Annotated in this window: 16 protein-coding genes; 3 read left to right on the top strand and 13 right to left on the bottom strand. The window is 64.5% G+C overall.

Annotated features, from left to right (window positions below; translation table 11 throughout):
• Positions 1-8: 8 nt before the first annotated feature.
• The 5 genes from KG088_RS07225 to KG088_RS07205 all read right to left on the bottom strand — a co-directional run bounded on the left by KG088_RS07225 (position 9) and on the right by KG088_RS07205 (position 8825).
• Positions 9-2693: a GGDEF domain-containing phosphodiesterase gene (locus tag KG088_RS07225; protein WP_213824825.1), complete on the bottom strand. Its 2685-nt coding sequence runs from the start codon at positions 2691-2693 to the stop codon at positions 9-11.
• 136 nt (positions 2694-2829) lie between these two features.
• Positions 2830-4860 (bottom strand): sensor domain-containing diguanylate cyclase, encoded by a 2031-nt coding sequence (locus KG088_RS07220; protein ID WP_213824824.1) that lies wholly within the window; start codon positions 4858-4860, stop codon positions 2830-2832.
• A 226-nt stretch (positions 4861-5086) separates the two neighbouring features.
• Positions 5087-6643, bottom strand: coding sequence for an alkyl hydroperoxide reductase subunit F (ahpF, locus tag KG088_RS07215; protein WP_213824823.1), 1557 nt, complete (start codon positions 6641-6643; stop codon positions 5087-5089).
• Positions 6644-6823: 180 nt separating this feature from the next.
• Positions 6824-7387: an alkyl hydroperoxide reductase subunit C gene (ahpC, locus tag KG088_RS07210; RefSeq protein WP_213824822.1), complete on the bottom strand. Its 564-nt coding sequence runs from the start codon at positions 7385-7387 to the stop codon at positions 6824-6826.
• Between the two features lie 157 nt (positions 7388-7544).
• Positions 7545-8825 (bottom strand): aminotransferase class III-fold pyridoxal phosphate-dependent enzyme, encoded by a 1281-nt coding sequence (locus KG088_RS07205; RefSeq protein WP_250148138.1) that lies wholly within the window; start codon positions 8823-8825, stop codon positions 7545-7547.
• A 319-nt stretch (positions 8826-9144) separates the two neighbouring features.
• Between KG088_RS07205 and KG088_RS07200 the strand changes: the two genes are divergently transcribed.
• The 3 genes from KG088_RS07200 (at position 9145) to KG088_RS07190 (ending at position 11892) form a co-directional block, all read left to right on the top strand.
• Complete coding sequence (locus KG088_RS07200) at positions 9145-9972, top strand: IclR family transcriptional regulator (RefSeq protein ID WP_213824820.1); 828 nt, start codon at positions 9145-9147, stop codon at positions 9970-9972.
• 100 nt (positions 9973-10072) lie between these two features.
• Positions 10073-11104, top strand: coding sequence for an aspartate carbamoyltransferase (locus KG088_RS07195; RefSeq protein WP_213824819.1), 1032 nt, complete (start codon positions 10073-10075; stop codon positions 11102-11104).
• A 140-nt stretch (positions 11105-11244) separates the two neighbouring features.
• A complete protein-coding gene (locus KG088_RS07190) occupies positions 11245-11892 on the top strand; it encodes a hypothetical protein (RefSeq protein WP_213824818.1) in 648 nt (215 codons plus the stop codon).
• 37 nt (positions 11893-11929) lie between these two features.
• On the opposite strand, the gene ruvX is transcribed toward KG088_RS07190, so the two are convergent.
• The 8 genes from ruvX to KG088_RS07150 all read right to left on the bottom strand — a co-directional run bounded on the left by ruvX (position 11930) and on the right by KG088_RS07150 (position 17508).
• Positions 11930-12376 (bottom strand): Holliday junction resolvase RuvX, encoded by a 447-nt coding sequence (ruvX, locus tag KG088_RS07185; RefSeq protein WP_213824817.1) that lies wholly within the window; start codon positions 12374-12376, stop codon positions 11930-11932.
• A gap of 67 nt (positions 12377-12443) precedes the next feature.
• Positions 12444-13016: a YqgE/AlgH family protein gene (locus tag KG088_RS07180; RefSeq protein ID WP_213824816.1), complete on the bottom strand. Its 573-nt coding sequence runs from the start codon at positions 13014-13016 to the stop codon at positions 12444-12446.
• Positions 13017-13033: 17 nt separating this feature from the next.
• A complete protein-coding gene (locus KG088_RS07175; protein ID WP_213824815.1) occupies positions 13034-13906 on the bottom strand; it encodes an energy transducer TonB in 873 nt (290 codons plus the stop codon).
• 3 nt (positions 13907-13909) lie between these two features.
• The gene (gene gshB, locus KG088_RS07170) at positions 13910-14866 is read right to left on the bottom strand and encodes a glutathione synthase (RefSeq protein ID WP_213824814.1); all 957 of its coding nucleotides are present in this window, start codon (positions 14864-14866) and stop codon (positions 13910-13912) included.
• 73 nt (positions 14867-14939) lie between these two features.
• The gene (locus KG088_RS07165; protein ID WP_213824813.1) at positions 14940-15674 is read right to left on the bottom strand and encodes a CvfB family protein; all 735 of its coding nucleotides are present in this window, start codon (positions 15672-15674) and stop codon (positions 14940-14942) included.
• A gap of 88 nt (positions 15675-15762) precedes the next feature.
• The gene (locus KG088_RS07160; protein ID WP_213824812.1) at positions 15763-16503 is read right to left on the bottom strand and encodes a 16S rRNA (uracil(1498)-N(3))-methyltransferase; all 741 of its coding nucleotides are present in this window, start codon (positions 16501-16503) and stop codon (positions 15763-15765) included.
• Positions 16504-16520: 17 nt separating this feature from the next.
• Positions 16521-17036, bottom strand: a complete 516-nt coding sequence (gene secB / locus KG088_RS07155) for a protein-export chaperone SecB (protein ID WP_213824811.1) — start codon at positions 17034-17036, stop codon at positions 16521-16523.
• A 49-nt stretch (positions 17037-17085) separates the two neighbouring features.
• Positions 17086-17508, bottom strand: coding sequence for a rhodanese-like domain-containing protein (locus KG088_RS07150; protein ID WP_213824810.1), 423 nt, complete (start codon positions 17506-17508; stop codon positions 17086-17088).
• Positions 17509-17721 lie beyond the last annotated feature (213 nt).

The following is a 17721-nucleotide window of genomic DNA, read 5'->3' as shown; positions in this document are numbered from 1 at the left end:
CACTGGTGTCAGTCCTGCCGCATGGCGCTACCCCACTGCTCGAGAAACGCCTCGCCCGTGACCGGCCGGCCGAAGTAATAGCCCTGGGCCTGGTCGCAGCCCATCTCGGCCAGCGCCTCGGCCTGCTCGCGGGTTTCCACGCCTTCGGCCACGGTCTTGAGCCCGAGAGCGCGGGCCATGGCGATAATGGTGTCGACGATGGCGCGGTCGTGATGGCTAGTGAGCATGTCGCGCACGAAGGAGATGTCGATCTTCAGCGCATCGGCGGCGAAGCGGCGCAGGTAGGCCAGCGACGAATAGCCGGTGCCGAAATCGTCGATGGACAACGCAAAGCCGGCCTGGCGCAGGGCGCGGGTGATCTCCACGGCCTGCTCGGGGTCGCGCATGAAGTCGCTCTCGGTGATCTCCAGGGCAATCGAGGCGGCCTCGGTATCCTTTATCAGCGTAACGATGTGCTCGGCGAGCTCTGGGTCGTCGAACTGCTGTGCCGAGACATTGACCGACAACCGACCTGGCAGGCGCAGCCCGGCGCGACGCCAGGTTACTCGTTGGCGGCAAGCCTCTTGCAGCACCCAGTCGCCGAGCGGGCGTATCAGCCCGCGCTCCTCGGCCAGTGGAATGAACTCGCCGGGGCTGACCCAGCCCCACTCGGGGTCATACCAGCGGCACAGCGCCTCGGCGCCGATCAGCTCGCCGGTAGCCAGATCGAACTGTGGCTGGTAATTGAGCTCGAGGCCATCGCCATTCAGTGCGGCCAGGAAGCGCTCGGTCATCCGCTGACGATGGTGAAGCTCACGCGCCATGGCATCATCGAAATGGCTGCTGCCGCTGCCGCTCTGCTTGGCGTGCTGCTTGGCATGAAAGAGCGCAATGCTCGCGGCGGTGAAGAGATCATCGGGCGTCAGGGCATCCCGCGGATATTGGGCGACGCCGACACTGACCTCGAGCGTGAAGCTGCGATGCCCCAGCGCAATGGGCCTGGCGAGGGCTGCCGGCACGCGCCGGAGCGTGTCCTCTATTGTCGCCTCGTCGGCATCGGCAAGCAGCAGCGCGAACTCATCGCCGGCCAGGCAGGCGAGAAACTCGCCGGTGGCGAGCACTGCCTGAAAACGCCGGCCTACCATCGCCAACAGCTGGTCGCCGACCTGGTGGCCGTGAGTGTCGTTGATCTCTTTGAAACGGCGCACGTCGAGACATAGCATTGCCAGCGGGCGCTGGCGCCTCTCGGCAAGCGCCCGCCATTCGGCCAACACCTCCATGAAACTGACGCGGTTGGGCAGGCCGGTGGTCAAATCGCGATAGGCGAGCTGCTGCATGCGTTGATGATCGCGGCGGCGCTCCAGCTCGGCAGCGGCACCGGTGGCGAGAATGCGCAACACCGAAAGGGGAAAGTTGTCATCTTCCAGCGGGCGGCGATACAGCACCATCATCACGCCGATGGGGAGACCCTTGGCGTTGTCGAGCCGCCGGCCAATCCAGGCCTGGGCCGGTAGCCGGTCGGGCGCGTCACAGGAAAACGTAACAGCCTCACCGGCGGCCTCCAGGCACTCCTGATCGGCGAGCACCTGCGAACACTTCGAGCCCTCCCGCAGATAGGTGACGTTATCGCGCCGTTGACCGTCGACCACCAAGCTCTGAGTGGTCAAAGTTGTCTCGGATTCATCAATCGCGTCTAGCGTCGCCACATAGCCGGCATCGGCCTCGAGGATCTCGACCAGGTTGCGCACCAGCTGGTGGAAATAGTCGTCGCCGAGCCGGGTGGAGACGGTGGTCGCAACCTGCATCACCGCCTGCTGGATACGCTGCGACGCGTGCTGCTCGGTGATGTCGGTGATGAAGCCCTCAACCCACTCCACTTCGCCCTCCCCACCATAGACGGCCTGCCCCTGCTCCCATACCCAGCGCATCGCGCCGTCCGCCGAGGCGAGGCGATAGATCACGCGAAAGGCCACATGGCGCGCCACGGCGTCCTGCACCTCGTCGAAGACGCGGTCACGGTCGCCGGGATGAATCAGCCTGGCGAAACTCGTCGCCTGGTTGCCAAGCAGTGCCTCGGGGCGGTAGCCGGTCAGCGCGAGCGCGCCATGGCTGACGAACTGCATGGTCCAGTCACGGTCGTTGCAACAACGGTAGACCATGCCGGGAAGCTGGTGCATCAGAGCGTCGAGCCAGCGCTCGCTCTCGCGGGCACTGGCCTCGCTGAGCGTCAGCGCGCGTTCGGCATGGCGCCGCCCCAGCTCGGCCCCGGCTTGGGCGGCAGCGATACGCAGCACTTCGTGGGCCAGGGGGTCGAGCTGCATCGAGTGGTCGTGGAGCAACGCGAGCCACCCCGGCGAAGACCCATCACTCGCATACAACGGCATGCCCAGATAGCTTTCGATCGCCATGGTCTGAAGCAGGCTGTCGCCGGGAAATAGCTTGCCGACATTGGCGGGAAAGAAGCAGACCTCGTGGCCCACCACTCGTTCGCAGGGGCTGCCGGCCAGCGCATAACGAAAGTTCGCCTGCAGTTTATCGCCGGACCACACCGCGAGCGTCTGGGCATGCTCGCCCGGCATGACTTCGGCGATCATCACGTGGCCGACCCGCAGCAGTGTGGCCAGACGCTGGACCAGGGTCTCGAAAAAATCGTCAGCGCCGCTGCGCCCGAGACCGTCGGCCAGCTGTCGAAAGGCCTCTTCGGCTGTCACCATGGTTCGCTTCCCCGGTGAACGATGAAACGCCGACGCTCTCGTCTATTCGACGGACGCTGCCGACGCCAATGGGCGCTGTCCTGTAAAAAGGATGACGTTGACTAGACGCATGGTTACGCCTTTTATTAGAAAAATGCTACCCCTGCGCTTCGAGGCGGTCGCGGCCCGCCTCCTTGGCGCGATACATGGCGTCATCGGCGCGGGAGAGCAGGCTCTTGCGGGTGTCGTCGCGGCGCCAGGCAGCCACGCCAAAGCTGGCAGTGATCCGGCACGGCAGGCCGGGAATCGCCATAGCGCCGATCCGCTGCTTGAGGCGCTCGGCCAAGCCCAGGCCGGCGTCGAGATCGCTGCTGGTCGCCAGCACCACAAACTCCTCGCCGCCCCAGCGGCCCAGGTAATCGCAGCCGCGCAAGGTCGATTCCACCTCACGAGCCAGCATGGTCAGCACGCGGTCACCCATCTCATGGTCATGGTCGTCATTAATGCGTTTGAAGTGATCGATATCGAACAGCAATACCGCCATGGGCCGGCTACAGCGCTCGGCAGCGGTAAGCTCGGCATCCATGGCCTGCTCGATGCGATAGCGGTTCCATACTCGTGTCAGGGCGTCGTGGTGGGCCAGGTGCTCGAGCCGGCGGTTAGCCTCGGCCAGCGCCTGCTGCTCCTGACGCAGGCTGCAGTAGAGCCGATTGATCTCCTGGGCCGAGGCCACGACCGCAAGTTGCTCGGCGAGATCTCGGGCTGCCAGACGCTCGATTCGCTCCCAGGCGGCGCTATGGCCGCTGATTTCCTCCTGCCACTGGCTGAACAGCCGCCCCAGCAAGTTTTGTTCGTCAGGAAGGGCTTCGCCCGGGCAGGCGGCTTCAAGCCCGCTGTCAGGCAACCCCACCCAGGCATAGGTCTCGCGCTGCTCGGGGCGAAAGAGCAGCAGCCAGCCGCGCCGCCACTCCCCCAGCGAAAAGGCAACGGCCAGCAGGCCGCAGGCGCCATCAAGCGCCAGATCGGAGGTAAGGGGCTCGTGGCCCAACGCCTGGCTCACCCAGGGGCCGGGACGGTGATGAGTGGTCTCGAGACGCTCAACCAGCAACGCCAGGCTCGCAGTTCGGGGAACCTGGCCAAGCTGCCCATTGCCTTCAGGCATCACCAGCACCAGCCCTTGGGCACTAAATAGCTCCAGCCAATTGTCGCCATGACGCCGGAGCAATGTATCCGGGACCGACAGCTCGGCGTCCAGCAACGCGCGGCTCTCCTGAACGCGCTGCAGAAATCGCGCCTCGGAGCGCGCGCGCAGCAGAAACAGCCGTTGAGTGGCCATCTGCACCAGACCGAGGGCTGCATCGCGCACTGCTGGCGACAAGGCATGCGGCGCCATACCGTGGCACAGCACCAGACCCCAGAGACCGCCATCGCCGTGCATGCCGATCGACAACAGCGACGCCACACCCATACCCGTCAGGTAGCGCTGCTGCTCGGGCGAGATACTGCGCAGCAAGCTCGTCGACAGATCGGCGCGCGTCTGGCGGCAAGGATCGAGGGCCGGTATCAGTGGCACCGCAGCTGCCCTGACATCGGAACGTTCGCGCATGTGCGGGGGGAAATCACTGGCGGGAAAGCGCATGCCAATGAACGATGGCACGCCAGGGGCACATCTTTCGGCGACCACCGCCCCGTGGCCGTTTGCGTCAAAGCCGCACACCAACACTCGGTCATGGCCAGTGAGATCGGCCACCCCGGCCACTAGCGAATCGAGGAGTTCGTCGGGATGATCGGCGGCGGCCAGGCGCATCAGCCAGGCATTAAGCGTCGCCAACAACCGCCGCTTGCCTTGCCGGATCAACGGTTCGATTTCAACCAGAACCCGATCACCGCTGCGTCGAGCATCGAGCTGCAGGCTGCGCAACCCGCCAGCCACCCGACGCTTGATCGACAGGGCGCCAGGGAGGCGCTGGCGGCCCTGCAACTCGCGGCGCAGGCGTCGAGCCAAGTCATGACCCAGCAAGCGCCCCGGCCCTTCTGCCAGCGCCGCATCGACTGATACACCCAGTATCTCCGGCAGGTTGGCACTGGTCTGCAGGACCCGCGAGGCATCGGCATCGAGAATCAGCACACAGCCGCTGGGCTGGGTCGCGCTCACCGGGCCACGGATGCTTGGTGACGCGGTAGGCATAGTGGCCTATCTCCGAAAAGGGCTGGCCACGAAAAGGGCTGGCTACGAAAAGATTGATCAACCATCACCTGCACCGGCCAATACCCGGCAGCAGGCATAAAGACGGCCTGCTGGCCGCCGGTGTGGCTTACCCGATCAATCCTGCCCTCGTTGACATCGCGGCGAATCCTCGCACGCTCTCTCAAGCTCGGCTATTAGCCACAGGTCCAAGACCCGAGCAGCCGGGTCAGCTACGGATCAAATGGTCGAAGGCGCCCAGCGCCGCACGCGACCCTTCGCCCAGGGCGATGACGATCTGCTTGTAGGGCACGGTAGTGACATCGCCGGCGGCGAAAATACCGGGCACCGAGGTCATGCCTCGCTCGTCGGTAATGATCTCGCCATGCGGCGACAGCTCGATGGGCGAACCCTTTAGCCACTCGGTGTTGGGTACCAGGCCGATCTGCACGAACACGCCCTCCAGCTCGACCTTGCGGATCTCACCACTAGCGCGTTCTTCGTAGGTCAGACCGTTGACGCGCTTGCCATCGCCGTTGACCTCGGTAGTGCGTGCGCCCTTGATGACCTCGACGTTGGGCAGGCTGGCGAGCTTCTTCTGCAGCACCGCATCGGCGCGCAGCTCGTCCATGAACTCGATAAGGGTCACCTTAGCCACCAGGCCGGCCAGATCGATGGCCGCCTCGACGCCGGAGTTGCCGCCGCCGATCACCGCCACACGCTTACCCTTGAACAGCGGGCCGTCGCAGTGCGGGCAGTAGGCCACGCCCTTGTTGCGATACTCGGCCTCACCGGGCACCCCTATCTCGCGCCAACGGGCGCCGGTCGCCAGCACCAGGGTCCTGGCCTTGAGGCTGGCGCCGGACGCGAAGTGAACCTCGTGCTCGCCGCCGGCTTCAGCTGCTGGTGCCAGCGCCACCGCGCGCTGCAGGTTCATGATATCGACCTCGTACTCCTTGACGTGCTCCTCCAGCGCCGCGGCGAGCTTGGGCCCTTCGGTATGGGGCACGGAGATGAGGTTCTCGATGGACATGGTATCGAGTACCTGGCCGCCGAAACGCTCGGCAGCCACACCGGTGCGGATGCCCTTGCGCGCGGCATAGATCGCCGCCGCGGCGCCGGCCGGGCCGCCCCCGATCATCAGGGTGTCGAAGACCGGTTTCTCGCTGAGCTTGGCGGCCTCACGCTCGGCGAGGCCGGTATCGACCTTGGCGAGGATCTGCTCAAGGCCCATGCGACCCTGATCGAAGGGCTCGCCGTTGAGGTAGATGCTCGGCACCGACATCACCTCGCGCGTCTCGACCTCGTCCTTGAAGAGTGCGCCATCGATGGCCACGTGGTGGACGCCCGAGTTGAGGATCGCCATCAGGTTCAGCGCCTGGACCACATCGGGGCAGTTCTGGCAGGAAAGCGAGTAATAGGTCTCGAAATGCAGCTCACCCTCGAGACCCTTGATCTGCTCGATGACTTCTTGAGAAGCCTTGGGCGGATGGCCACCGACCTGCAGCAGGGCCAGCACTAGCGAGGTGAACTCGTGCCCCATGGGGATGCCGGCGAAGACGATGCCGGTTTCTTGCCCTGAGCGCTTCAGGGTAAAGGAGGGCCTGCGAGTATCGTCACCGTCGGTGGTCAGAGTGATCTTGTCGGTCAGCCCGACGATGTCGGTCAGCAGTCGGTGGAGTTCCTGAGACTTGGCGTCGTCATTGAGGGACGCGACGATCTCGAACGGCTGAGTGACTTTGTTCAGATAGGCGCTAAGCTGGCTTTTCAGATTGTCGTCCAACATGACAGCGGCGGTCCTTGATGTCGGGGTAACAGAATCGGAAACATGGCGCCATCGCGCGCCCACCATGCGGGACATGGCGTATCGTGTTTCCTGGGAAAAAACCCGGACGGGCGTCATTGACACCGGACCCGGGCGTGAACGGACGAAGCGAGAACGGGCTTCGTCGGCAGGTCGAATCGCTTAGATCTTGCCGACCAGATCGAGGGACGGTGCGAGGGTATCTTCGCCTTCTTCCCACTTGGCCGGGCAGACTTCGTTCGGGTTGGCCCGCACGTACTGAGCGGCCTTGACCTTGCGCAACAGCTCCTCGGCATTGCGGCCGATATTGCCGGCATTGAGCTCGACAATCTGGATCTTGCCGTCGGGATCGACCACGAAGGTGCCGCGCTCGGCGACGCCATCGGACTCGATCAGCACCTCGAAGTTGCGCGAGAGGGTGTGGGTCGGATCGGCGAGCATCGGATACTGCAACTTGCCGATAGTCTCGGAGCTGTCGTGCCACGCCTTGTGGGTGAAGTGCGTATCGGTGGAAACGCTATAGATTTCGACGCCCAGCTGCTTGAATTCCTCGTACTTGTCGGCGAGGTCACCCAGCTCGGTAGGGCAAACGAAAGTGAAGTCGGCCGGATAGAAGAAGAAGATGTTCCAATTGCCCTTCAGGCTATCCTCGGTGACATCAATGAACTCGCCATTATGGTAAGCCGTAGCACTGAACGGTTTAACTTCGGTATTGATCAGAGACATTGGTGGTGTCGCTCCTTGCGATTGACAGAGTGTAAAAATGTCCTGGCAGCGTAACGGCATTAGCCGAAAGTCTAAAATCAACCGATCCTACTTTATCGATAGTCATTAACTATAACAAGGCATCGCAACAGGCTGTCGAGACGCCTTGTCGAGTGGCTCAACCCAGCATGTCGAGGGTGGTCGCCACGGCGTCGAACAGCCGTTCGAGCTCCTCGGGTGTGGTGGCGAAGGGAGGGCCAAACTGCAGGGTGTCGCCGCCGTAACGCACGTAGAAGCCGGCCTCCCACAACGCCATGTGGGCATCGCGCGGGCGAACGGTCGGGTCACCATCGCGCGGTGCCAGCTGGATCGCCCCGGCCAGGCCGTAATTGCGGATATCGACCACGTGCGGGCGCCCCTTCAGGGCATGCAGCTTGTCCTCGAATACCGGGGCGATGTGGCGTACCTGACCCGGGAAATCCTCACGTTCGGCCATCCCCAGGGCGGCCAGCCCGGCCGCACAGGCCACTGGGTGGGCGCTATAGGTATAGCCATGCGGGAACTCGATGGCGTGGCGCGGCCCCCCGGCGTGCATGAAGGTATCGAAGATCTCGCCGGAGGCGACCACCGCGCCCATGGGCACGGCACCGTTGGTCAATTGCTTGGCGAGGGTCATGAGGTCCGGCGTCACGCCGAAGGCCTCGGCCCCGGTCCTGGCCCCGCTACGCCCGAAGGCGGTGATCACCTCGTCGAAGATCAGCAATATGTCGTGGGTGGTGCAGATCTCGCGTAGCCGATCAAGATATCCCTTGGGCGGCACGATCACACCCGCCGAGCCGGACATGGGCTCGACAATCACCGCGGCGATGTTGGAGGCATCGTGCAGGGCGATCTGGTCGAGCAGTGCATCGGCGAGCGCCGCGCCCGACTCGGCCTGGCCGCGCGTAAAGGACAGTGTCGGCTGGAGCGTATGCGGCAGGTGGGTGACGTCCATCAGCTGGCCGTAGTGCTTGCGGTTGCCACCGATGCCGCCGAGGCTGGTGCCGCCGACATTGACCCCGTGATAGCCCTTGGCACGCCCGATCATGCGGGTCTTCTCGGGCCTCCCCTTGAGCCGCCAGTAGGCCTTGGCCATCTTCACGGCGGTATCCGCGGACTCCGACCCGGAGTTGGTGAAGAACACATGATCGAGACCCGCCGGGGTGAAGCTCGCAACCTTCTCGGCGAGCTGAAACGCCAGCGGATGGCCGAGCTGAAAGCCCGGTGCGAAATCCAGGCTGCCGAGCTGAGCGGCCACCGCCTGCTGGATCTCGACCCGGTTGTGGCCGGCGCCGCAGGTCCACAGGCCCGAGAGCGAGTCGAACAACCGCCGTCCCTGATCGTCGATGAAGTAACGCCCATCCGCCGCCGTGATCATTCGCGGGTGGTCGTGGAAATCGCGGTTGGCGCTGAACGGCATCCAGTAATGATGATTGAGCGCGGCGCCGCCGGCGTTGCTGGGCTGCGCGGCGTGATCATTGGCAGATGAGAGATGGGTGCCCAGATCGAACATGGTCCTGTCCTCTTGCGGGTTCGCGGTTATTGTCATGAAAACAGCATGGACCGGGTTAACGGTTAATAAAATGAGACCTTACTGTCTTAAACGTTCAAAAATTCTCACCTGAGGGGAAGAGGGTCATGGCCGAGCCAAACAGTGGAACGCATTTCCGCATCAAGACAGTCCCGTCGCGAGGCGGTATCCTGTCACCCGGCATCAAGACGGCTCAAGGAGAAAGCAGGTGAGTGAAAGCAAGCGCAGAACGGCGGGGCGGCCCGCCGGCTCAGGCAAGAGCACCAGCGGGCATAGTCAATCGCTGGTACGGGGCCTCAACCTCCTTGAGCGTCTATCACTCAGTCCCGGCGGCCTGGTGCTCTCCGAAGTGGCAGAACAGACCGATCTGGCGCCCTCCACCACCCATCGCCTGCTGCAGGCCTTGCAGAGCCAGGGCTTCGTCACCCAGGACAACGAACTCGGCGTCTGGAAGATCGACGTCAAGACCTTTCGTATCGGCAACAGCTTCCTCGAAGCGCGTGACTTCGTCGGCGCCAGCCGCCCCTTGCTGCGTCGCCTGACCGCCCGGACTGGCGAGACCGCCAACCTCGGGGTGCGTGATAGCGGCACGGCGGTATTCCTCGCCCAGAGCGAGTCGCCGCAGATGATGCGCATGATCACCCGGCTCGGCTCGCGGGCGCCGCTGCATGCCTCGGGGGTCGGCAAGGCATTGATGGCCTGGCTGCCAGACGACGAGCTCGAGCACATCCTCGACGAGCACGGCCTGGAAAAGCTCACCGCGAATACCCTGCACAGCCCTGAGGTGCTGCGCGAGGGTCTCCTCGAGGTGCGACGCCAGGGCTATGCCTGCGACCGTGAAGAGCATGCTATCGGCCTGCACTGCGTGGCCGCCTGCCTGCACGACGAATACGGCATCCCGCTGGCCGCCATCTCGGTGTCCGGTCCGGTCGCCCGCATTCCGGAAGCGAGGCTGCCGGAACTTGGGACAATGGTGCGCGATACCGCCGCCGAGATCACCGCGCGGTTCGGCGGCCGAGTGCCACCGACCACCTGACACTCATACGACCCCGACAAAGCCCTGCACGATTCGTGAAGCCAGCGCGGGGTAGCGTTACACTAGCCCTCGTTCTCCGTCTTAAGCCGAGGCCGCCTCGATGAGTTCCCACCTGCTGTCCGTTGATTCCCTGTCCCGCGATCATGTCGATCATCTGCTGCGGGTCGCCGCGCGCATGGAGCCCATCGCCCAGCGTCGACAGGTGACACGGGTACTGGAGGGGGCGGTACTCGGCAACCTGTTCTTCGAGGCCAGCACCCGCACCCGGGTAAGCTTCAATGCAGCCTTCTGCCGGCTGGGTGGCAGCGTCTGCGACACCACCGGCTTCACGTTTTCGTCGATGGCCAAGGGCGAATCGCTCTACGACACCAGCCGCGTGATGAGCGGCTATTGCGACGCCATCGTCATGCGCCATCCCGACCAGGGCTCGGTGGCCGAATTCGCCGCGGCAACCAACGTACCAGTGATCAACGGGGGCGACGGCCCCGGCGAACACCCCAGCCAGGCTTTGCTCGACCTCTATACTATCGACAAGGAATTTACCCGGCTCGGCAAGCGGCTGGCCGGTGCCCATGTGCTGCTTACTGGCGACCTGAAGTACGGGCGCACCGTGCATTCGCTGATCAAGCTGCTCTCGCTCTACGCACCCATGCGCTTCACGCTGGTCTCACCGCCGGGGCTCGAGATGCCAAGCCAGGTAATTGACCGGGTCGTGTCACGCGGCCACCGGGTAGAGCAACGCGACAGCCTGGCCGGCAATTTCAGCGATCTGGACGTGATCTACGCCACCCGCATTCAGAAAGAGCGCTTCACCGCCGAAATGGACGAGAGCTTCGGTGGGCTCAGCCGCGACTTCACCGTGGATCGCGCCTTTCTCGACAATCGCTGCACGGACAGCACCATCGTCATGCACCCGTTGCCCCGCGACAGCCGTGCCGATGCCAACGATCTCGATACCGACCTCAACGGCGACCCGCGGCTGGCGATCTTCCGTCAGACCGACAATGGCATCCCCGTGCGCATGGCGATCTTCGCCACCTTGCTGGGGGTGGACGCGCTGATCGAGCATGACCTGCGCCCGGTACGCTGGTTCGTGCCGCCCACTCTTGGCGTTGACGACCCGGCGCTATAAGCGGTACCCGGGCGCGCCGAGATCGCCTAAGCTAGTGACCCATCGAGGAGCGAAGGAGGCGGCGCTGGTGGTGATATCGCCCGCATTACGAGAAGATACCTGCTGCGAATGGCAAACCGATAACAAGGAGAGAGAATCTCATGAACCTGCAACGCGCCTATATTCTGCTGGCGGTATTCTACAGCGCCTTGATTGTCGTAGGCCTGATCGCCCTGACGCTGGGAGCCGGTTCGCTGGTATCCATTGCACAGCTGCTGGTGGGTGCCGTGGCAGTACTCGGTCTCTGGGGCTATATCCTCGGCAAGGGATTCATGAACTCTCATAGCTGGCGGCCCTTTACCGCGCTGCTGGCCATCGGGGTGGTGCTGCAACTGCTGGCGGTGTTCACCATGCCGGTCACCAATGCCGACATTACCTGGCTGCTCAGCGGCGCTATCTTCTCGGCGATGCTGCTCGCGATTCTCTATCGCTATGGCGATCGCGACCAGGAACTTTGGGCGTCGGATGAGGAAATCGAGGAAGGCGCGCATCTGGGGCAGCTGCTGGAAAGCCAGCCGGAGCTGGTCGTCGAGAAGCAGGAAGCCGATCGCCAGGCAAAAGTAAGAATGGTCAAGACAGGCGATCGCTATCGCGCCAGCGTGACACGCCGCTACGGCGAGCAGGAAGAGTCCTTCGAGAAGAGCTTCAAGCGTCCCTCGACACTCGCCTACTTTATACAGACGTTCACGTGCATCACGCTTCAGGATCTTCGCGCCCAGCACGGCAACGACAAGGCGCCGGCCGCCTGAGCCCGCCCGGGCTGACTGACCACGCCGCCGATGTGGCTCATGCGCTCGGCGGCGCTCCCTCATGCCGGATGAACCAGTTCTCGAGAATCAGGGCGGCCGCGATCCCATCCACACCCTCCTGCCGATAGTTGCCCTGATGGCCCTCCTCGCGGGCAATCGCCTTGGCCTCACGTGTCGATCCGCGCTCATCGACCATATCGCAGGGAACGCCGAAGCGGCCGAACAGGCGCTTGCCGAATTTTCGGGCGCGCAGGCATATCTCGCGCTCGCTGCCGTCGAGCTCAAGCGGCAGGCCCACGACGAACAGATCCGGTTGCCAGGTCGCGACCAGCTGTTCGACCACCTGCCAGTCGGGAATACCATCGCGTGCGGTCAGCGGGTCGAGCCGGCTGGCGCTACCGAGCAGCTCGTTGCCCACCGCCACGCCGATGCGTCGAGTGCCGAAATCGAAAGCCAGCACCGTGCGCTGGCCCGGCTCAGCCATCGGAACCCTTCCTCCTGGCCATCAAGCCCACCCCGGCACGACCCTCAAGAGTGCCTGTCCTCAATCATCACGAATGTCCTGCCTCGCGGGTCATCAGGTTGAGGTCGACCCCGAGAATGCCCGCCGCGGCGCCCAGGCGCTGCTCGGCCGGCACATCGAAGAGGATGTCGGTGCGCCCGTCGACGGTCAGCCAGGCGTTGTCCAGCAGCTCCTGTTCGAGCTGACCGGCTTCCCAGCCGGCACAGCCCAGACAGACGAGGAACTGCTCGGGTCCGGTGCCCGCAGCCAGCGCCTGGAGGATGTCCATCGAGGTGGTCAGGGCGATATCCTCGGCGACCTGGATGCTGGAATCCCAGGGGGTGCTGTCACCACGATGCAGAATGAAGCCGCGGTCCTTGTGAGCCGGGCCGCCATAATAGACCGGCGCCTGACGATGCGGGCTGTCGTCGCCCTTGAGCTCGAGTTGCTCAAACAACGCATCGAGAGTCAGCTCCAATGGACGATTGACGATGACGCCCATGGTGCCGTTCTCGTCATGGTCGCAGAGATAGCTCAGGCTACCGGCGAAGTTGGGATCTTCCAGGTGCGGCATCGCCAGCAGGAAATGATTCTTCAAGCCGAAGTTTTGCAAGGATTGCATGAGACTCCTCGGCGGTCCTAACGCACGCCGTAATGGTTGCCTTGGCCGAACCGCCAGACGCGGGTAATCGACAGGCTGTCAAGATCGCCCATACCCGGATCGAAGGGCCGGTAGGGCGCCGCGCCGTGCACGGTATCCAGTGCCGCCTGGTCGAGTTCGGCGTGTCCTGACGATTGTACCACCTCCGCCTGGCGAAGCTCGCCATCGCGACCGACCACGACCCGAATACGTAGCTGGCCGGAAAACTCGCGGGGCGCGGGATGCACGCGGTTGCCGTAATCCTCCACCCGTCGGGTCCAGTCATCGATATAACGGGCCTCGGCGGCACGCCGCGCGGCCTGTTGGTGAGTATCGCCGCCGGGACCAAGGGTCTCGGCGGCCAGCCCCTGCTCGCGGATGCTGGCGGTTGCCTGGGCCAGCAGATCGCGACCCGACGCCGAAGGCGCCGCCGTGGGCCGCTCAGCGGATGCGACGGTCGGGGGGGCGCTGACACTCGGCTCGGGCAGCGTCTGGGTCTCGCCGGGCGACACGTTGGCCGCGGGCAGCGCGTCGGGGTCGGCCCGATCGGGCTGCTGCGCCAGCGCCTGGGTGGCAGGGTCGACGTCGCTGGTCGCAGCTCGCGTCTCGGCCGGGGCCTGCTCCTGCTGTTGGCCCGCGGCCCGCTGATCGGCGTCGGCGATGGCCTCGGCCTCCGTGGGCGGCGCGGTGGGACGCGTGACCAGCACCACATCGAGGCTAGTGCGCTCGGCCGGCGCGGGGGTGAACTGCCAGCTCGCCACCACGCCGATGACCACCAGGTGGATCAACAGCGCCAGCGACACGGCCAGCCAGCGGCGGTAGGGCCGCGTGACCGGGGCATAATGGGTGGGGTCGCTGATGAGAACCGACATGCCTTACCCCAGGCGGCGCTCGATGGCGTCCATCAGCAGGCCGGCGATATCGGTGCCGCGTTGGTCGTCGATCTCGCGCACACAGGTGGGGCTCGTGACGTTGATCTCGGTGATGTAGTCGCCGATCACGTCGAGGCCCACGAACAACAGTCCCTTGTCGCGGATCATCGGCCTGACCTGGTCGACCAGCCAATGGTCGTGATCGGTGAGCTCGCGACTGATGCCGTTACCCCCTGCGGCCAGATTGCCGCGAGTCTCGCCGGCCATGGGGACTCGGGCGAGGCCATAGGGCACAGGCTCGCCATCCACCAACAGGATGCGGGTATCGCCGTCCTTGATCTCGGGGATGTAGCGCTGGGCCATGATCTGGCGCTGGCCGCGCTCCGTGAGCGTTTCAATGATCGCGCCGAGATTGCGCCCCTCGGGCTGCACGTGGAAGATCCCGCTCCCGCCCATGCCGTCCAGCGGTTTGAAGATCACGTCGTGATGCTCGGCGTGAAAGGCGCGCAACATCGCATCGCGGCACGACACCAGCGTCGGCGTGCAGCACTGCGGAAACTGCTGGGCGAAGAGCTTCTCGTTGCACTCGAGCAGCGCCCGTGTTGGGTTGACCACCAACACGCCTTCACGCTCGGCAAAGCCCAGTAGATGCACGGCGTTGAGAAAGTGTGCATCCACCGGCGGGTCCTTGCGCATCAGGATGACGTCCAGATCCGCCAGGGGCATGACCTCGGACGCGCCCAGGTCATGCCAGTGGCTCGGGTCGCGATGCACCTCGAGGTCACGCAGGCGGCCGAAAGCACGCCCCTCGCGCAGAAACAGATCCTCCTGTTCCAGATAATGCAGCGACCAGCCACGGACCCGCGCTGCCCACAGCAGGGCCATGGTGGTATCTTTCTTGTAGGTGATGTCGGCAATGGAATCCATCACCACACCCACCCGGAGGGTGCGTTCGCTCATCGGATCAGCGTTCCTGACTTGGCAAGTGAATAGGGTGAGTATGCCGCAGGGCCATGAGCAACACCAAGGGCACTCAACGCTCGCCTGATTCCTGGCTGCCGGGCACCAGCCGAATCCCGCCCCCATCGATGACGATACGCTGGTGCTTGTAGAGCCGACCGATAGCCTGCTTGAAAGCACTCTTGCTGACCCCGAGCCGGCGCTTGATCTCCTCCGCCGAGCTCTTGTCAGAGAGCGGCAGATAACCACCGCTCTCGCGCAACGCCTTGAGGACCGAATCACCGACCACGTCGAGGCGCGCCGAGCCGGGTGGCAGCAGCGAGAGGTCCAGGCGGCCGTCGTCGCGCACGCGCTTCACATAGCCGGAGAGGCGCTGGCCCCGCCGCAGTGGCTGGGTGACATCGTCACGGTAGAGCAGCCCCCAGAAACGATGCTCGACCACCGCCTTGAAGCCCAGATCGGTCTGCTCGGCGATCACCAGCCGCACCGCATCACCCGGCGCCAGTCCGCATGACTCATCCTCGATGTGCCGATCGAGTCGCTGGGAGGCCACCGGGCGGCCCTGCTGATCGGCATAGACGACCACCAGCACGCGCTTGCCGACATCGGGGCGGAAACGCTGCTCGCCGTAGGGCAGCAGCAGGTCGCGGGGGTGCCCCCAATCGAGAAAGGCGCCCGTCTCATTGACGGTGACCACCTCGAGGTAGGCAACATCGCCCACCGCCACCCTGGGCGCGCGATAGTTGCGCGTGCCTGCCGGGCGTGCCGGGGCGGAACACGGCGGGCGACGATCTCGGGAATCGGGCATGGCGGACCTCCGGTGCAATATATAAAGAGTATGGAGTGAGGGGCGAAGGGCAAAGGGAAAAGGGAAAGGTTTTGAAGCGAGTCCGCGTTCACAGATCGCCGAAGCGGTACTGCAGCAACGACAGCGCCACCACCGGGGCGGTCTCGGTGCGCAGGATGCGCGGGCCGAGCGACAGCGGCGAGAAGCCGCTGGAAAACGCCGCCTCCAAATCATCTACCGAGAGTCCGCCCTCGGGGCCGATCAGCAGCGCTGCATTGGCGGGCGACTCGGCCTGGCCCAGAGCGCCAGCGGCGGCGCCGGGATGCAGTACCAGGCGCAACGCCTCGTCGCGGTCGGCGAGCCACCGGGCAAGCGGCAGCGGCGGATGCACGGGCGGCAAAGTGGCGCGGCCGCACTGCTCGCAGGCGCTGGCGGCCACCGCCTGCCAGTGGGCCAGCTTCTTCGCTGCACGCTCGCCCTTGAGGCGCACATCGCCATGCTCGGTGTAGAGCGGCGTGATCGCCGCCACGCCCAGCTCCACCGCCTTCTGGATCGCAAAGTCCATGCGATCACCCTTGGAGATCGCCTGGCCCAGGTGAACCGCCAAGGGCGACTCGCCGCGACCGGCTTCGACGGCCTCGACGCGTGCCACGACCCGCTTGCGGTCGGCCTCGACGAGCAGCGCCCTGGCGATGCGTCCGTGCCCATCGAACAGCACCACGGGCGCCCCCGGCGACAGGCGCAGCACGCGTGCCACATGGCGGGCCGGGCCTTCGGGCAGAACGACGTCGCCGCCGACGGTGAAGTCGGCGGCGACGAAAAGGCGTGGGGCTTTCGTTGGCGTCTTCATAGCGGGCCCCGAAACGCTTACTGAGTCGTCTGCTCGCCCTGCTGCTTGGCCTGTTCGGCCTGGCGCTTCTTCTTCTGGGCGTAGATCGCCTCGAAGTTGACCGGTGCCAGCATCAGCGGCGGGAAACCGCCCCGGTTGACCAGGTTGTCGATGCACTCGCGGGCGTAGGGAAAGAGCACATTGGGGCAGAAGGCGCCCAGGGTGTGCTCGAGCTGCTGCCCTTCGATGCCGCTGATACGAAACAGGCCCGCTTGCTCGATCTCGGCCAGGAAGGACGTCGTGCCTTCCTCACTGTGAGAGACCTGAGCGGTGACCTTGATCACGACCTCATAAAGACTCTCGTCAATCTGCTGGCTGGAGGTATTCAAATCCAGGCCGACCTTGGGCTTGAACGGCTTCTGAAAAACCGCCGGCGAGTTCGGCGACTCGAAGGAGATGTCCTTGACGTAGATACGCTGAAGGGCGAACTGCAGCTGCGGCTTGTCCTGCTGTCCGGCCGCCGCACCAGCGTTCTGGTTGTTGTCTTCCGCCATGGGGAAAGGTCCTTTGAAACGATAATACGAAATAAGAAAAAAGGGTCGGTTATTTCCTGACCACCGGCAAGCCATCGGCCTGCCACTGGCTCATACCGCCCTTGAGCTTGACCGCGCGCTCGAAACCGGCTTTCACCAGCTTGGCAAGTGCCGCACCGGAACTCTGGCCGTGCTTGCAGACCACGATGACCGGCTTGTCCTTGAACTTGTCGAGTTCGCTGAGGCGCGTGTCGAGGCGGCTCTGAGGCAAATTGCGTGCGCCCGCGATGTGGCCGGCCTTGAAGTCGCCCGCTTCGCGAATGTCGACGACGATCGCATCCTCGCGGTTGATCAGCTGGGTGGCCTGGCTGGATGTCACACCACTGGCGCCGCTGCTGCGGATCTCGTAGGCGATCCAGGCGGTCAGCACCAGCAGGAAAGCACCCACCAGCAGCGGGTGGTTCTGCACGAAGTCGATCAGCTGGTCGATCATGGGTCCTGATAGCTCTCGTCGGGGGTCTTGATGGATATTGGGCCGACAGGGTGCCAATGCACCTCGCCGGGCGAAAACCAGTATACACGAAGCGCCAGCGCGCCACGGCCGTGGGGTCGGTCATGACGCCCGACGCTACCGTGCGATATGATGCCGCATGCAGCCACAAGTCGCGACCCCGATTAGCGTCCCGTATTCTTCGTGGGGTCGCCC

It is taken from the genome of Halomonas jincaotanensis, assembly GCF_018448785.1.
GTDB classification, from domain to species: Bacteria; Pseudomonadota; Gammaproteobacteria; order Pseudomonadales; family Halomonadaceae; genus Halomonas; species Halomonas jincaotanensis.
This window is presented reverse-complemented; position numbering and strand designations above follow the sequence as displayed.

What these genes read in the sequence shown, in the direction of transcription:
- KG088_RS07225 (WP_213824825.1), bottom strand. Translation starts at nt 2,693, where the DNA reads ATGGTGACAGCCGAAGAGGCCTTTCGACAGCTGGCCGACGGTCTCGGG.
- KG088_RS07220 (WP_213824824.1), bottom strand. Translation starts at nt 4,860, where the DNA reads ATGCCTACCGCGTCACCAAGCATCCGTGGCCCGGTGAGCGCGACCCAG.
- ahpF (WP_213824823.1), bottom strand. Translation starts at nt 6,643, where the DNA reads ATGTTGGACGACAATCTGAAAAGCCAGCTTAGCGCCTATCTGAACAAA.
- ahpC (WP_213824822.1), bottom strand. Translation starts at nt 7,387, where the DNA reads ATGTCTCTGATCAATACCGAAGTTAAACCGTTCAGTGCTACGGCTTAC.
- KG088_RS07205 (WP_250148138.1), bottom strand. Translation starts at nt 8,825, where the DNA reads ATGCCGTTCAGCGCCAACCGCGATTTCCACGACCACCCGCGAATGATC.
- KG088_RS07195 (WP_213824819.1), top strand. Translation starts at nt 10,073, where the DNA reads ATGAGTTCCCACCTGCTGTCCGTTGATTCCCTGTCCCGCGATCATGTC.
- KG088_RS07190 (WP_213824818.1), top strand. Translation starts at nt 11,245, where the DNA reads ATGAACCTGCAACGCGCCTATATTCTGCTGGCGGTATTCTACAGCGCC.
- ruvX (WP_213824817.1), bottom strand. Translation starts at nt 12,376, where the DNA reads ATGGCTGAGCCGGGCCAGCGCACGGTGCTGGCTTTCGATTTCGGCACT.
- KG088_RS07180 (WP_213824816.1), bottom strand. Translation starts at nt 13,016, where the DNA reads ATGCAATCCTTGCAAAACTTCGGCTTGAAGAATCATTTCCTGCTGGCG.
- KG088_RS07175 (WP_213824815.1), bottom strand. Translation starts at nt 13,906, where the DNA reads ATGTCGGTTCTCATCAGCGACCCCACCCATTATGCCCCGGTCACGCGG.
- gshB (WP_213824814.1), bottom strand. Translation starts at nt 14,866, where the DNA reads ATGAGCGAACGCACCCTCCGGGTGGGTGTGGTGATGGATTCCATTGCC.
- KG088_RS07165 (WP_213824813.1), bottom strand. Translation starts at nt 15,674, where the DNA reads ATGCCCGATTCCCGAGATCGTCGCCCGCCGTGTTCCGCCCCGGCACGC.
- KG088_RS07160 (WP_213824812.1), bottom strand. Translation starts at nt 16,503, where the DNA reads ATGAAGACGCCAACGAAAGCCCCACGCCTTTTCGTCGCCGCCGACTTC.
- secB (WP_213824811.1), bottom strand. Translation starts at nt 17,036, where the DNA reads ATGGCGGAAGACAACAACCAGAACGCTGGTGCGGCGGCCGGACAGCAG.
- KG088_RS07150 (WP_213824810.1), bottom strand. Translation starts at nt 17,508, where the DNA reads ATGATCGACCAGCTGATCGACTTCGTGCAGAACCACCCGCTGCTGGTG.